Origin of the sequence: Bradyrhizobium manausense (assembly GCF_001440035.1) — a bacterium.
GTDB lineage: Bacteria > Pseudomonadota > Alphaproteobacteria > Rhizobiales > Xanthobacteraceae > Bradyrhizobium > Bradyrhizobium manausense.
Genome location: NZ_LJYG01000112.1, coordinates 730,957 through 746,143, shown reverse-complemented (window position 1 = coordinate 746,143; position 15,187 = coordinate 730,957). Strand labels below are relative to the sequence as shown.

General features: G+C 64.3%; 14 protein-coding genes and 1 pseudogene. All 15 read left to right on the top strand.

Features of this window, described 5'->3' with window-relative positions:
* The first annotated feature begins 97 nt into the window (after window positions 1–97).
* Window positions 98–1,063: a galactofuranose ABC transporter, galactofuranose-binding protein YtfQ gene (gene ytfQ, locus AOQ71_RS40055; RefSeq protein ID WP_057758962.1), complete on the top strand. Its 966-nt coding sequence runs from the start codon at window positions 98–100 to the stop codon at window positions 1,061–1,063.
* Between the two features lie 118 nt (window positions 1,064–1,181).
* On the top strand, window positions 1,182–2,720 hold the full coding sequence (locus AOQ71_RS40050) for a sugar ABC transporter ATP-binding protein (protein ID WP_057758960.1): 1,539 nt from the start codon (window positions 1,182–1,184) through the stop codon (window positions 2,718–2,720).
* Window positions 2,717–3,709 carry an ABC transporter permease gene (locus AOQ71_RS40045; protein ID WP_057758958.1) on the top strand — a complete coding sequence of 331 codons (993 nt, stop codon included), beginning with the start codon at window positions 2,717–2,719 and terminating at the stop codon, window positions 3,707–3,709. The genes AOQ71_RS40050 and AOQ71_RS40045 overlap by 4 nt, the downstream gene beginning before the upstream one ends.
* Entirely contained in the window at window positions 3,706–4,686 is a 981-nt protein-coding gene (yjfF, locus tag AOQ71_RS40040; protein WP_057758956.1) for a galactofuranose ABC transporter, permease protein YjfF, read from the top strand. Before AOQ71_RS40045 ends, yjfF begins: the two co-directional genes overlap by 4 nt.
* A complete protein-coding gene (locus AOQ71_RS40035) occupies window positions 4,683–5,450 on the top strand; it encodes a FadR/GntR family transcriptional regulator (protein ID WP_057758954.1) in 768 nt (255 codons plus the stop codon). Before yjfF ends, AOQ71_RS40035 begins: the two co-directional genes overlap by 4 nt.
* Window positions 5,447–6,373, top strand: a complete 927-nt coding sequence (locus AOQ71_RS40030; protein ID WP_057758952.1) for a Gfo/Idh/MocA family protein — start codon at window positions 5,447–5,449, stop codon at window positions 6,371–6,373. The genes AOQ71_RS40035 and AOQ71_RS40030 overlap by 4 nt, the downstream gene beginning before the upstream one ends.
* A gap of 2 nt (window positions 6,374–6,375) precedes the next feature.
* Window positions 6,376–7,452: an aldose epimerase family protein gene (locus tag AOQ71_RS40025; protein ID WP_057758950.1), complete on the top strand. Its 1,077-nt coding sequence runs from the start codon at window positions 6,376–6,378 to the stop codon at window positions 7,450–7,452.
* Entirely contained in the window at window positions 7,452–8,330 is an 879-nt protein-coding gene (locus AOQ71_RS40020; RefSeq protein WP_057758948.1) for an SMP-30/gluconolactonase/LRE family protein, read from the top strand. Before AOQ71_RS40025 ends, AOQ71_RS40020 begins: the two co-directional genes overlap by 1 nt.
* A gap of 74 nt (window positions 8,331–8,404) precedes the next feature.
* Window positions 8,405–9,478 (top strand): multiple monosaccharide ABC transporter substrate-binding protein, encoded by a 1,074-nt coding sequence (gene chvE, locus AOQ71_RS40015; protein ID WP_057758946.1) that lies wholly within the window; start codon window positions 8,405–8,407, stop codon window positions 9,476–9,478.
* A gap of 112 nt (window positions 9,479–9,590) precedes the next feature.
* A complete protein-coding gene (gene mmsA, locus AOQ71_RS40010) occupies window positions 9,591–11,168 on the top strand; it encodes a multiple monosaccharide ABC transporter ATP-binding protein (RefSeq protein WP_057758944.1) in 1,578 nt (525 codons plus the stop codon).
* Complete coding sequence (mmsB, locus tag AOQ71_RS40005; RefSeq protein WP_057758942.1) at window positions 11,165–12,355, top strand: multiple monosaccharide ABC transporter permease; 1,191 nt, start codon at window positions 11,165–11,167, stop codon at window positions 12,353–12,355. The genes mmsA and mmsB overlap by 4 nt, the downstream gene beginning before the upstream one ends.
* A gap of 169 nt (window positions 12,356–12,524) precedes the next feature.
* Window positions 12,525–12,665 carry a hypothetical protein gene (locus tag AOQ71_RS45770; RefSeq protein ID WP_157083801.1) on the top strand — a complete coding sequence of 47 codons (141 nt, stop codon included), beginning with the start codon at window positions 12,525–12,527 and terminating at the stop codon, window positions 12,663–12,665.
* Window positions 12,666–12,856: 191 nt separating this feature from the next.
* Window positions 12,857–14,110: a sensor histidine kinase gene (locus tag AOQ71_RS40000; protein WP_245317398.1), complete on the top strand. Its 1,254-nt coding sequence runs from the start codon at window positions 12,857–12,859 to the stop codon at window positions 14,108–14,110.
* Window positions 14,111–14,149: 39 nt separating this feature from the next.
* Window positions 14,150–14,812 (top strand): HAD family hydrolase, encoded by a 663-nt coding sequence (locus tag AOQ71_RS39995; RefSeq protein ID WP_057758938.1) that lies wholly within the window; start codon window positions 14,150–14,152, stop codon window positions 14,810–14,812.
* A 6-nt stretch (window positions 14,813–14,818) separates the two neighbouring features.
* A pseudogene (locus tag AOQ71_RS49410) lies at window positions 14,819–15,187 on the top strand (sugar-binding domain-containing protein); the annotation flags it as partial.

Below are 15,187 nucleotides of genomic sequence, written 5' to 3'. Positions count from 1 at the left end.
CTTCCATGGAATAGTCCCTTCCGCCGCCCTGAAGGTCGGCCTGAGGGTGTCATGATACCGTGGACGCCCCGGATAACACTTGGGAGACACACGCCTCATGACCCTCAAAGCCCTTTTTGCGGCCAGCGCCACCGCCGCGTTGTTGCTTGCACTGCCGGCCAATGCCGCAGAACTCACTGTCGGCTTCTCGCAGATCGGATCGGAGTCCGGCTGGCGCGCAGCCGAGACCTCGGTCTCCAAGCAGGAGGCCGCCAAGCGCAAGGTCAATCTCAAGATCGCCGACGCGCAGCAGAAGCAAGAAAATCAGATCAAGGCGATCCGCTCCTTCATCGCGCAGAACGTCGATGCGATCTTCCTCGCCCCCGTCGTCTCGACTGGCTGGGATGCGGTGCTGAAGGAAGCCAAGGAAGCCAAGATTCCGGTCGTGCTGCTTGACCGCGACATCGATCCCTCGGGCAAGGACCTCTATCTCACCGCCGTCACCTCGGACAGCGTCCACGAAGGCGAGGTCGCCGGCGACTGGCTGGCCAAGACCGTCGGCGACAAGGCCTGCAACATCGTCGAATTGCAGGGTACGGTCGGCGCCAGCGTTGCCGCCAACCGCAAGAAGGGCTTTGACACCGCGATCGCCAAGCACGCCAATCTGAAGATTGTGCGCAGCCAGACCGGTGACTTCACCCGTGCCAAGGGCAAGGAAGTCATGGAGAGCTTCATCAAGGCCGAGGGCGGCGGCAAGAACATCTGCGCGGTCTACGCCCACAACGACGACATGATGGTCGGCGCGATCCAGGCCATGAAGGAAGCCGGTCTCAAGCCGGGCAAGGACATCCTCACGGTGTCGATTGACGCAGTGCCTGATATCTTCAAGGCGATGGTCGCCGGCGAGGCCAATGCCACGGTCGAGCTGACGCCGAACATGGCCGGCCCGGCCTTCGACGCCGTCGCGGCCTTCAAGGAGAAGGGGACGGTTCCACCGAAGTGGATCCAGACCGAATCCAGGCTGCTCACGGCCACTGACAATCCGCAGAAGGAATACGACAGCAAGAAGGGCCTCGGTTACTGAGGCGGGCGTCTTGCCGGACCACGCTCCGTGGTCCGGCAAACCCCCTTCGCAACCGTCGCGCGAACGAATAGGCTCGGTGTCGGCAGCATGAGCGGGCGCCGGTGGGAGTGACGTCGTTATGGAGAACAGCCTTGGTCCTGCTCCGCCGCTCCTGGAGGTGCGCGGGATCAGCAAGAGCTTTGGTGCGGTGCGCGCGTTGCAGGAGGTCGACTTCACGCTTCGCGCCGGCGAGATCCATGCGCTGCTCGGCGAGAACGGCGCCGGCAAATCCACGCTGATCAAAGTCGTCACCGGCGTGTTCCCGCGCGATGCCGGTGTTGTCCGGCTGGGCGGCGACGAGGTCGCGCCGCGTTCGGCCAAGGCTGCGCTCGAGGCCGGCATTGCCACCGTCTACCAGGAGGTCAATCTGCTGCCGAACCTGTCGGTCGCGCAGAACCTTTTTCTCGACCGCCAGCCGATGCGATTCGGTATCGTGCGCGAAGGCGAGATGCGCCGCCGCGCCGAGGCGCTGCTGACCGAGTTCGGCCTCGACATCGATGTCGCAGCGCCGCTCGGCAATTATTCGGTCGCCATTCAGCATGTCACCGCGATCGCGCGCGCCGTCGATCTTTCCGCACGCGTGCTGATTCTGGACGAGCCGACTGCGAGCCTCGACCGTCACGAGGTCGAGATCCTCTTCGGCATCATGCGCCAGCTTGCCAGGCGCGGCATCGGCATCGTCTTCGTCAGCCATTTCCTCGATCAGGTCTACGAGATCTCCGATCGGATCACGGTGCTGCGCAACGGCCGCCTGGTCGGCGAGCGCGAGACGGCCTCGCTGCCCCGGCTCGAGCTGATCCGGATGATGCTCGGGCGCGAGCTCGCCGAGACCACCAGCGCGCGGGCGGCGGCAGGCGACCGTCCGCCGCGCGAGGTCTGTGCGAGTTTCGAGAATTACGGCAAGGCCGGCTATGTCGCGCCGTTCAATCTCGAGCTGCGCCATGGCGAGGTCGTCGGCCTTGCCGGACTGCTCGGCTCGGGCCGTACCGAGACGGCGCGGCTGGTGTTCGGCGCCGAGCGCCCCGATGGCGGGCAGGCGAGGGTGGAGGGTGCCCCCGTGCGACTGCAGTCGCCGCGCGACGGCGTCCGCCAGGGCTTTGGCTATTGCCCGGAGGAGCGCAAGACCGACGGCATCGTCGCCGAACTCACCGTGCGCGAGAACATCGTGCTCGCGCTGCAGGCCAAGCGCGGCCTGCATCGGCCGCTGTCACGCCGTGAGCAGGACGAGATTGCCCGCCGCTACGTCAAGATGCTCGACATCCGTCCGCCCGATCCCGAGCGCCCTGTGGGCCTGCTCTCCGGCGGCAATCAGCAAAAGGCGCTGCTGGCGCGCTGGCTCGCGACTGCGCCGCGGCTCCTCGTGCTGGATGAACCTACGCGAGGCATCGATGTCGGCGCGCACGCCGAGATCATCCGCCTGATCCGCGAGCTCTGCGACGACGGGCTGGCGCTCCTCGTGATCTCCTCCGAGCTCGACGAGATCGTGACCTATTCCGATCGCGTAGTCGTGCTGCGCGATCGCGCCCATGTCGAGGAGCTCGCGGGCGAGGCCATCGACGTCACCAATATCCTCGCGGCCATCGCCGCCGAGGGCGCAGCGAAAGAGGCTCGGGCATGACGATGCTGCTGCCGCGCCGCGGCCTTGCCCAGATCCTGGCGCTGATCGTCATCCTCGCGGTCGACCGCGTGGTATCGCCGCAATTTTTCGACCTGCGTCTTCAGGACGGCCGCCTGTTCGGCAGCCTGATCGACGTGCTCAATCGCGGCACGCCGGTGGCGTTGCTCTCGCTCGGCATGGTGCTGGTGATCGCAACGCGCGGCATCGATCTCTCGGTCGGTGCGGTGATGGCCATCTGCGGCGCGATCGCCGCAAGCCTCGCCGATAGTCACGGCCTGCCGGTGGTGCTGGCGGCCGCGCTCGGCGCCGGCCTCGTCTGCGGATTGTGGAACGGGTTTCTTGTCGCCGTGCTCGGCATGCAGCCGATCGTGGCGACGCTGATCCTGATGGTGGCAGGGCGCGGCATTGCCCAGCTCATCACCGAGGGGCGCATTGTGACCTTCAGCTCGCCGGACCTGGTCTGGCTCGGCAACGGTGCCATTCTCGGCGTTCCGGTCCCGATCGCGATTGCGCTCGGCATGCTGATCCTCACGGGCGCGGTGGTCCGCGGCTCGGCACTCGGACTCCTGATCGAGGCGACGGGCGGCAATGCACGCGCGAGCGAGCTTGCCGGGGTCGGTACCCGCGCGATGATCTTGGCGGTCTATGTCTGGTGCGGCGTCTGCGCCTCGCTCGCGGGCGTGATCGCCGCGGCCGACATCATGGGGGCAGATGCAAACAATGCTGGCCTCTGGCTCGAGCTCGACGCGATTCTCGCGGTCGTGATCGGCGGCACCTCGCTGTTCGGCGGCCGCTTCAGCCTCGTTCTGGCCGTGTTGGGTGCGCTGATCATCCAGACCATGAACACCGGCATCCTGCTATCGGGCTATCCGCCGGAGTTCAATTTGCTGGTCAAGGCCGTGGTGGTGCTCGCGGTGCTGCTGCTGCAATCGCCAAAACTGTCCGGCTTTGCCGGCATCATGGCGCCGCTGCGGAGGGCGAAACCATGAAAGGCCTCCCGCCCGTCCTGATCACGGCCATTGTGCTCGTCGTGGGCTTTGGGCTCTGCGCGATGCAGTTCCCCAACATTGCCTCGACCCGCGTGGTCGGCAATCTCCTCACCGACAATGCCTTCGTCGGCATCGTCGCGACCGGCATGACCTTCGTCATTATCTCCGGCGGGATCGATCTCTCGGTCGGCTCGGTGATCGGCTTCACCACTGTGTTCGTTGCGCTGGCGATCGAACGCTGGGGCGTGCCGCCGCTGGTTGCCTTCGTCGCCATCCTCGTGCTCTCGGCGGCCTTTGGTGCGGCGATGGGAGCGGTCATCCACGTTTTCGACCTGCCGCCCTTCATCGTGACGTTGGCCGGCATGTTCCTGGCGCGCGGCGCCAGCTTCCTGCTCTCGACGGAATCGGTGCCGATCACGGCGCCTGTTTATTCGACCGTGTCCGACTTTGCGTTGCGGATGCCCGGGGGCGGGCGGCTCAGCGCGATCGCGATCATCATGCTCGTGATCCTGATCGGCGGCATCCTGTTGCTGCGTCTCACCCGGTTCGGTGCCAATGTCTATGCACTCGGGGGTGGCCGGGCGACCGCGAGCCTGATGGGCGTTGCGGTCGGCAAGATGACGATAAAGATCTACATGCTGTCGAGCCTGCTGGCAGGGACTGCCGGGATCGTGTTCTCCTTCTACACCAGCGCCGGCTATTCGCTTTCCGCTGTCGGTGTCGAGCTCGACAGCATCGCTGCCGTGGTGATCGGCGGCACACTGCTCACGGGCGGGCAGGGCTCGGTGATCGGCACTTTCCTCGGCGTGCTGATCCAGGGCATGATCCAGACCTACATCAATTTCGACGGCACGCTGTCGAGCTGGTGGACCAAGATCGCGACCGGCATCTTGCTGTTCGCCTTCATCGCACTTCAGCAGGGCCTGGTCGCGCTGGCGCGCCGGCCAGTGGCAACGCGCGCGGGAGCAGCCTCATGACTTCGCGCATCGTCGTCATCCCGACACGACGGGCCCATTCCAACCACGCGGAAGTGTCCCGCTCGATCGGCGTCGACATCATCGCTGGCCGGTACGCGGAAGGCGTGCGGCTTCCGGGCGATGCCGAGCTGACGGCGATGTTCGGCGTGTCGCGTCCGGTGTTGCGCGAGAGCGTGAAAACGCTGGTCGCCAAGGGCCTGCTCACCACCAAGGCGCGGGTTGGCACCGTTGTACGCGGGCGCGCCGCCTGGAACATGTTCGACGCCGATGTGCTGGCCTGGCACCTCGACGCCGGCATCGACAGGCGCTTTCTCAACGACCTCGCGGAGATACGTCTTGCGGTCGAGCCGCGCGCGGCGGCACTAGCGGCCAGGCGCCGTTCGGAAGAAGACATCGCCGAGCTTCGGCGCAGCATGGACCGCATGCGGCAGGAGACGTCCGAGTCCGTCGACTTTGCCGAAGCCGACCTCGCCTTGCACCTTGCGGTGGCCCGAGCGTCCGGCAATCCGTTCATGCGCTCCATCGGTCATGTGATCGAGGCGGCCTTGCGCACGGCATTCATGCTCAGTGCACCTGCGGGATCGGAAGACCGCGAGATTACCTTGCTCTGGCACCAGAAGATCGTCGATTCGATCGCAGAAGGTGACGCCGACGCGGCGGCCGAGGCCATGGCCTTCGTCATTCACAACGGCATGCGCCGGCATAAGGGCACGGCGGCCGAGACGGCACCGGCCGCGCCTGCAGAACCTGGAGAACATCCGTGACAGCTCTTCGTATCGCCATCGTCGGCTTCGGCAAGATCGCGCGCGACCAGCATGTCGGCGCGATCGCCGCGACGCCTGGCGCGGTACTTGCCGCCGTGGCCAGCCGCAACGCGTCGCTGCCCGGCCTGCCCCATTTTGCAACCATCGAGGAACTGCTGGAGAAGGGTCCAGAGATCGATGCGGTGTCGCTCTGCACACCGCCGCAGGTGCGCCGCGCCCAGGCTGCCGCAGCGCTCGCCGCCGGCAAGCATGTCATGCTGGAGAAGCCGCCAGGCATCGGCGTTGCGGAGCTCGATCCGTTGATCTCAATGGCGGTCGATGCAAAGCGCACCTTGTTTGCGACCTGGCATTCGCGCCACGCCCCGGCGGTCGAGCCGGCCCGCGAATGGCTGGCAACGCGCCGGATCAAGTCGGTTCACATCATCTGGAAGGAAGATGTCCGCGTCTGGCATCCCGGCCAGACCTGGATCTGGGAGCCGGGCGGGCTCGGCGTGTTCGATCCCGGCATCAATGCGCTCTCGATCCTGACCCGCATATTGCCCAAGCCGGTGTTCGTCACCGCGGCCGAACTTGCCTTTCCGGCCAATTGCCAGTCGCCGATTGCCGCCAACCTGACGCTGACCGACATCGGCGGCCTGCCTGTTACAGCCGAGTTCGACTTTCGTCAGACCGGGCCGCAGAGCTGGGATATCGTCGCGGAAACCGATCAGGGCCGGATGACATTGTCTCGTGGTGGCAGGATCATGGAGGTCGACGGCAAGGTTGTTGCCGACGCGCCTGATGAGGAATATCGAGAACTCTACCGTCACTTCGTCAAGCTCGCGGCATCAGGCGCGAGCGATGTCGACCTGGCACCGCTTCGCCTCGTCGCCGACTCTTTCCTGCTCGGCAAGCGTACTATCGTCGAACCGTTTGTGGACTAGACATGGCTGGTGCGAAAATAGCAAAGGACGTGTTCGGAACACTGCCGGATGGACGCAGTGTCGATCGTGTCGTGCTGCGTGGGGAGGGCGGGTTTGAGGCCCGCATCATCACCCATGGCGCCGTGATCCAGGCGCTGATCGCGCCGGATGCCAAAGGCGGCACCGACGACGTCGTGCTCGGCCATGACAGCTTTGCCGGCTATCTCGCTGAACGGAAGTTCTTTGGCGCCACCGTTGGCCGCTACGCCAACCGCATCGCCAACGGCCGGTTTTCGCTGGACGGCGAGACCTTCCAGCTTGCCGTCAACAACGGCCCCAACGCGCTGCATGGCGGCCTCGACGGTTTCGACCGCAAGATCTGGGACATCGCCGAGATCGATGACTGCGCCAGCCCTGCGGTCACGCTGGCCTATACGAGCCCGCATGGCGAGGAGAATTATCCAGGCAAGCTCGATGTGCGCCTGACCTATCGCGTCACAGGCCCGACCGAGCTGTCGCTGATCATGGAGGCACGGACCGACCGGCCGACCATCGTGAACCTCACCAATCACAGCTTCTTCAATCTGGAGGGCGCGACCTCGGGCGCGTCCACCCTCGATCACAGGCTGACGGTCAAGGCCGACCACTTCCTCGCTATCGATCCCACCGCCATCCCGCTGCCGGAACCGCCGCGCAGCGTAGCCGGCACGCCGTTCGACTTCCGCGAGGCTCACCCCGTCGGTGCGCGCATCCGCGAGGGCGATCTGCAATTGCAGAACGGCAGGGGCTATGACCACACTTATTGCCTCGCGCGCGATGGCAAGCTCGCGCTTGCGGCTCGGCTGGAAGCACCGCTTTCAGGACGGATCATGGAGCTGTTCACCGACCAGCCCGGCCTGCAAGTCTATTCCGGCAACTATCTCGACGGCACGATCGCGGGCAAGGGCGGCAAGCTGATCCGTCAATCGGACGCCTTGTGCCTGGAGCCGCATATGTGGCCCGACTCGCCGAACCGGCCGGATTTTCCGAGCCCGCGCCTCGATCCCGGCAGTGTCTACCGACATCACACCGTCTATCGCTTCGCAGCGAGGACGCCATGATGGAGCAGGTGCCGACGACCATTCTCTCCACCGAGCGATGTCATCTCGGTGAAGGCCCGACCTATGACGTGGCCACCGACACCGCCTGGTGGTTTGACATTCGCGAGGGGAAGCTGTTCCAGGCGCATCTTGGCAGCGGCGCGATCCGAATCCACGCGCTGGGCCGGATGGCGAGCGCGCTGGGGCGGATCGATGCCGAGCGCCAGCTCGTGGTCGCCGAGGATGGCTGTTACGTCCGCACACTCGCCGATGGCGCAATGACGTTGTTCTGCGCGCTGGAGGCGGACAATCCCGCGACACGCTCCAACGATTGCCGGGTGCATCAATCCGGAACGTTCTGGATCGGAACGATGGGACGCAAGGCCGAGCGAGGTCTGGGGGCGATCTACGCGCTCCACCGCGGCAAGATCTCGATGCTGTTTCCGGGCATCAGCATCCCGAACTCGATCTGCTTCGCGCCGGACGGCGCCACGGGCTATTTCACCGACACCGCACGCGGCGCGCTCTATGCCGTGCCGCTCGATCCTGACACGGGCCTGCCGCGCGGCGAGCCTGAGGTGTTGCTGCGTCACACCGGCGTCGGCGGGCTTGACGGCTCGGTGTGCGATGCCGATGGCCAGATCTGGAATGCCTGTTGGGGCGCCAGCCGCGTCGATGTCTATTCTCCGCAAGGCGAGTGCCTGCGTTCGCTGCATGTGCCGGCCAAGCAGGCGAGCTGCCCTGCTTTCGTCGGTCCTGATCTATCGCGCCTGCTGGTCACTTCGGCCTGGCAGGACATGGACGCAGAGGCGCGCGCCGCCGACCCACAGGCCGGCTGCACTTTTGTGTTACAAGCCTCCGCGCGCGGTCGCGCGGAGCCCGACGTCAAGCTCGCATAGGAGACCCGAAACCGACCTTTACCGATGTACTGCACGACACTAACAAACAGTCTGACACCCAAAGGGAGTGAAGCATGTTGAAATTGAAGACGACATTTCTGGCGATGGCGCTGGCGGGCGCCGCAACGATGGCTACAGGTCTCACCGCCTCCGCGCAGGACAAGGCAACCGTCGGCATCTCCATGCCGACCAAGTCCTCGGCGCGCTGGATCGACGATGGCAACAACATGGTGAAGGTGCTGAAGGAGCGCGGCTACAACACCGACCTGCAATATGCCGAGGATGACATCCCGAACCAGCTCTCGCAGGTCGAGAACATGGTGACCAAGGGCGCCAAGGCGCTCGTGATCGCCGCGATCGACGGCACCACGCTGTCCGACGTGCTCAAGCAGGCGAAAGCGAAAGGCATCACCGTGATCGCCTATGACCGCCTGATCCGCGGCACGCCGAACGTCGACTATTACGCGACCTTCGACAATTTCCAGGTCGGCGTGCTGCAGGCGGAATCGATCGAGAAGGGGCTTGGCCTCAAGGAGGGCAAGGGTCCGTTCAACATCGAGCTGTTCGGCGGTTCGCCCGACGACAACAATGCCTACTTCTTCTACAACGGCGCGATGAGCGTGTTGAAGCCGTATATCGACAGCGGCAAGCTCGTGGTCGCCTCGGGCCAGATGGGCATGGACAAGGTCGCGACCCTGCGCTGGGACGGTGCCACTGCGCAGGCCCGCATGGACAATCTGCTCAGCGCCTACTACGGCAACAAGAAGGTCCATGCCGTGCTGTCGCCCTATGACGGCCTCTCGATCGGCATCATCTCCTCGCTGAAAGGCGTAGGCTATGGTAGTGCCGACCAGCCGATGCCGATCATCTCGGGGCAGGACGCCGAAGTGCCGTCGATCAAGGCGATGCTGCGGGGCGATCAGTATTCGACCATCTTCAAGGACACCCGCGATCTCGCCAAGGTGACCGCCGACATGGTCGACGCCGCGCTCGCCGGCAAGCAGGTGACGGTCAACGACACCAAGACCTACGAGAACGGCGTCAAGACCGTGCCATCCTATCTCCTGAAGCCCGTCGTGGTGTACAAGGACAATTGGGAGAAGGTTCTGGTTGACAGCGGCTACTACAAGAAGTCGCAGTTTCAGTAAGACTTCTTCTCCGTCATTCCGGGGCGATGCGAAGCATCGTACCCGGAATCTCGAGGTTCCGGGTTCGCCCTTCGGGCGCCCCGGAACGACGACGATCTAGGAAAATGATGCAATGACCGCCATGCTGGAGATGCGCAACGTCAGCAAGAGCTTTGCCGGTGTGCAGGCGCTGCGTGACGTCAATTTCTCGGTTGAAGCCGGGCAGATCCATGCCCTCGTCGGCGAGAACGGCGCCGGAAAATCAACCTTGATGAAGGTGCTGAGCGGGGTCTACCCAGCGGGCAGCTATGAAGGCACCATTATCTTCGAGGGCCAGGAGCGCCGGTTCCGCGACATCAACGATTCCGAGGCGCTCGGCATCATCATCATCCATCAGGAGTTGGCGCTGATTCCGCTGATGTCGATTGCGGAGAATATTTTTCTCTCGCATCCGCCGTCAAAATTCGGCGTGATCGATCGCGACCAGGTGTACCGGCGCACGCGCGAGCTGCTCGCGCAGGTCGGTCTGAAGGAATCGCCGGATACGCTGATCACCGATCTCGGGGTCGGCAAGCAGCAGCTTGTCGAAATTGCCAAGGCGCTGTCCAAACGCGTCCGGATGCTGATCCTGGATGAGCCGACCGCGAGCCTGAACGAGGCCGATAGCGCTGCACTGCTCGAACGCCTGATGAAGTTCCGCGAGCAGGGCATCGGCTCGATCCTGATCTCGCACAAGCTCAACGAGGTCGCCCGCGTCGCCGACCACATCACCGTGCTGCGCGACGGACGCACCGTCGACGGTATCGACTGCCGCGCCGAGCCGATCCAGGAAGACCGCATCATCCGCAGCATGGTCAATCGCGACCTTGCCCATCGTTTTCCCGAGCGCAGCGCCAAGATTGGCGAACCGGTGCTCGAGGTTTCGAACTGGTCGGTCTATCACCCCATCCATCCCGATCGGCAGGTGATCAAGAATGTCAATTTCGGCGTCAAGCGCGGCGAGGTTGTCGGCATTGCCGGGCTGATGGGGGCCGGTCGCACCGAGTTCGCCATGAGCCTGTTCGGCCGCTCCTGGGGGACCAATATCAGCGGCCGCATTGCCCTCGAGGGTCACGAGATCGTGCTGCCGACCGTCGCGGCCGCCATCGACGCCGGCCTTGCCTATGTCACCGAGGACCGCAAGCAGCTCGGCCTGATCCTGGCCGACGACGTGCGCAAGAACATTACACTGGCAAGCCTCGACCAGGTCGCGCCGGGGCGGGTGATCGACGACATCGCCGAGCTGAAGGTCGCCAGCGATTACCGTAACCGGATGCGGATTCGCTGCTCCGACGTCTACCAGGAGACCGGCCAGCTGTCCGGCGGGAACCAGCAGAAGGTCGTGTTGTCGAAATGGCTGATGACCGACCCCAAGGTGCTGATCCTGGATGAGCCGACAAGGGGCATCGACGTCGGTGCCAAATACGAGATTTATTGTATTATCAACGAACTGGCGGAGGCCGGCCGCGGCGTTGTGGTGATCTCTTCGGAGATGCCCGAGCTGCTCGGCATCTGCGACCGCATCTGTGTCATGAACGACGGGGCCTTCGTCGGCGAGTTCCCGGGCGCTGAGGCGACACAGGAAAACATCATGCGCGCTATCATGCGCAACGAACGAAGCAACGGAAACGGCGCGGCCAGGGCCGCGGAGATGGGAGGATCGCAGCCATGACCGACAAGACGGTGTCGCTGCCCGAGGAACGCCGGCACGGCAGCTTCATCAAGAACAATTTGCGCAACTACGGCATGCTGATGTCGCTGATTGCGATCATGCTGTTCTTCCAGGTCATGACCAGCGGCACGCTGTTGCAGCCGTTGAACCTGACGAACTTGGTGCTCCAGAACAGCTACATCGTCATCATGGCGCTGGGCATGCTGCTGGTGATCGTCACCGGCCATATCGACCTGTCGGTCGGATCGGTCGCGGGCTTCGTCGGTGCGGTCGCCGCGCTTCTGATGGTGACATACAAGGTCGACTACACGCTCGCCTTCCTGATCTGTCTTGCGGTCGGGGCGGCTATCGGCGCGGCGCAGGGCTATTGGGTCGCTTATTTCAAGATCCCGTCGTTCATCGTGACGCTGGCGGGCATGCTGGTGTTCAAGGGCCTTGCGCTTGCCGTGTTGCAGGGCCAGTCGCTCGGGCCGTTCCCGCCGACCTTCCAGAAGCTGTCGTCGGGCTTCATTCCGGAGCTGCTGCCAGAGGCCGGCACGCTGCATCCCACTTCGATGCTGATCGGAGCGGTGCTGGCGCTCGGTCTGGTCTACGCCAGCGCCAAGAGCCGCGCGCGCGAGGTGTCGCACGGCATCGAGGTTGAACCCTACGCGTTCTTCCTCGGCAAGAGTGTCGTGCTCGCCTTTGCCGTGCTCTATTTCACCTATTTGATCGCGACTTACCGCGGCCTGCCTAACGTGCTCGTGATCATGAGCGTCCTGATCGCGCTCTATGGTTTCGTCACCCGCCGCACCGTGATCGGCCGCCAGATCTATGCCGTTGGTGGCAACGCCAAGGCGGCAGGCCTGTCGGGCATCAAGACCGAACGGCTGACTTTCTTCACCTTCGTCAACATGGGCGTGCTCGCTGCGCTCGCCGGTCTCGTCTTCGCCGCGCGCCTCAACACCGCGACGCCGAAAGCCGGCCTCGGCTTCGAGCTCGACGTCATCGCCGCCTGCTTCATCGGTGGCGCTTCGGCCTATGGTGGCGTCGGCCGCGTCGGCGGTGCCGTGGTCGGCGCCATGATCATGGGCGTGATGAACAATGGCATGTCCATCCTCGGCATCGGCATCGACTACCAGCAGGTCATCAAGGGCCTGGTGCTGCTCGGAGCTGTGTGCATCGACGTCTATAACCAGCGACGATAGGGAATAGATTGCTCGCGGGGCGGGGCTCCGGCACCGCCCTCATACGGTCCAATTTTCCTCAAATCCCATCACGGCATTGGCATCGCGACCGAGACCGATGCCTCGCCTTGACCATGATTTGGGCTAAGATCCAAGAGTTGCCGAACAGCGCACGGGCAGGTCAGCACCAGTGGCGGCTCGCATCAACGAAATGACGGACGACGAGTATGAGGTGCGGCTTCGCATCCTCGTGCGCATCGTTTCCGTCTGCACCCTGGGACTGATGTCCTTCGCGGCGGGTTTGCTGATCGGCGCCTTTGTTCTGTTTTGACCGGAGTGATCACGCCACCGGGCGGCGATCTCTCGACCGCGGCCGGTCGCTTCTTCAAAATCCCGGTGAAGGCCGCGCCGCGTCCGAAGGCCGATGGCTGTGACGCCGCCTGGCCTGTTGATCTAGATCAACCGACGACCAATCCCGCGCGAATTTCATGCAGTTGGCGCAAGGGATCACGGGGAATTTGAGTGACGAGCACAGTGAGGTCATCGCCCGCATCGGAGGTGATGCTGGTCTCGACATTGCCGGCGTTGCAGCTGATCTACGATACCGCCCCGATCGGGCTCGCCTGTCTGTCGCCGGACTGCCGGTATCTGCTGATCAACCAGCGCCTGACCGAAATCTGCGGTATCTCCGTCGAGGGACATCTCGGGCATACTGTGCGGGATTGCGTGCCCGCGTTGGCGGAGTCAGTCGAACAGATCGTGCGTTCGATCATGGTAACGGGCGAGCCAGTGATCGGCATCGAAGTGGCGGGGCAGCGGGCTGATCAGCTCGATGAGCGCTCCTGGGTCACCTATTGGCATCCGCTGCGGATGCCAAATGGCGAGATCGTTGCGGTCAATGTGGCGGCTGAGGAGATCACCGAACGAAAGCGGGCCGAACGCGAAATCCGCGGTGCCAGAGATGCTGCCGAAACGGCGCTTCGGCACTTGCGCGATATCCAGGACTCCCTGATCGAGGCGGAAAAGCTCGCCGCGCTCGGACGTATGGTCGCAGGCGTCGCGCACGAGATCAATACTCCGCTCGGCAGCAGCCTGACGGTGGCTTCGACGCTCCAGCGCAAGGCCGAACAGTTCGCGGCGGACGTCGCGCGCGGTAACCTCAGGCGTTCGACATTGATCGGGTTTCTGGAATTGGTGAACGATGCGTCGGCGCAACTGGTCACCAATCTCGGACGAGCCGCCGAGCGCGTCCAATCGTTCAAGCAGGTTGCGGCCGACCAGACCGAGTCCCGTCGACGAAGCTTTGACGCGGGGGAACTGACCGGCCAGGTGCTCTCGCAATTCGCGCGGCAGCTTCGACAGCGTGGCATCGCGCTCAGCGTCAACTGCATGCCGGATCTTGCGATGGACAGCTATCCCGGGCCGTTTGGCCAGGCTCTGACCAATCTCACCGTCAATGCGATGACCCACGCATTCCCCGGCGGCCAGCGTGGGACCATCAACGTATCGATCGGCCCCTCCGGCCAGGAGCATATCGCGCTCTCGTTTGCGGATGACGGCTGCGGCATGGCGCCGGACGTGGAGCGGCGGGCATTTGATCCTTTCTTTACGACGCGCCGGCACGATGGCGCGAGCGGTCTTGGCCTGCACATCGTCCACAGCATCGTCGTCGATCGGTTGGGCGGGCAGCTCCGGCTTGAAAGCAAGCCGGGCGGCGGAACGCAATTTCAGCTCGTCCTGCCGCGGGTTGCCCCGGCGCGGCGTACCGAGCTTTGAACTATTGCTCATCATCTGGGTATATGATCGAATGACGGGATGGAGCTGGACCGGCCAAAACCCGATCTGATCATCTTCGATTGCGACGGCGTGCTCGTCGACAGCGAACTGCTCAGCTGTCGGTGCCTGTCCGAGGTGCTGGCGCTGTTCGGCCTTCAGCTCAGCGTGGAGCAGGCGCTCGAGCTCTTTCTCGGACGCAGCACGGGGGCGATCGAGCAGCATTACCGCGAACTCGGCCAGGTTCTGCCGAGCGAATTCCTTCCGCGACTGAAGGCGCGCGTGCTCGAGACGTTTGCCGGCTCGCTCCAGCCGATTCCCGGCGTCGGCACCGTGCTGTCGAGATTGAAGACGCCATACTGTGTCGCATCGTCGAGCGACCTTGACCGCGTCTCGCTGTCGCTTGAGGTCACCGGTCTCGCCCCGCATTTCGGCGATCGGCTCTACACCGCGCAGATGGTCAGGTACGGCAAGCCGGCTCCGGATCTCTTTCTCCATGCCGCCGGCAAGATGCAGGCCAGCCCTTCTCGCACCCTGGTGATCGAGGACAGTGTCAGCGGCGTCCAGGCCGCCAAGGCGGCCGGGATGATGGTCTGGGGATTTGTCGGCGGTGCCCATTATCGGAGCCGCGACGGCCGCGCTATATTGTCCGCCGCCGGGGCCGATCGGGTCTTCGCGCAGATGAGCGATTTCTGGGGGGCGTGAGGCCGCATGGCCGCCGAGAACGAAAAATCCAGGCTCGACGACGCCGCGCGCGCCGGCTGGCTCTATTTCATTGCCGGCCACACCCAGGACGAGATCGCAAAAATGCTGCAGGTGTCGCGCGCCTCGGCGCAGCGATTGGTGTCACTGTGCCTCGCCGAGCGGCTGATCACGTTCCGGCTTGAACATCCGATCGCAGCCTGCATGGAGCTGGCGGCGCGCCTGAAGGAGCGCTTTGATCTCCGCCATTGCGAGGTCGTGCCGGCCGATCCAGCCTCGCCGCAGTCCAACGCCGGAATTGCCGAGCGTTGCGCCAATCTGCTCGATGCGACGCTGCGCTCTGAGACACCCGTGATCGTGGCGCTCGGCACGGGGCGG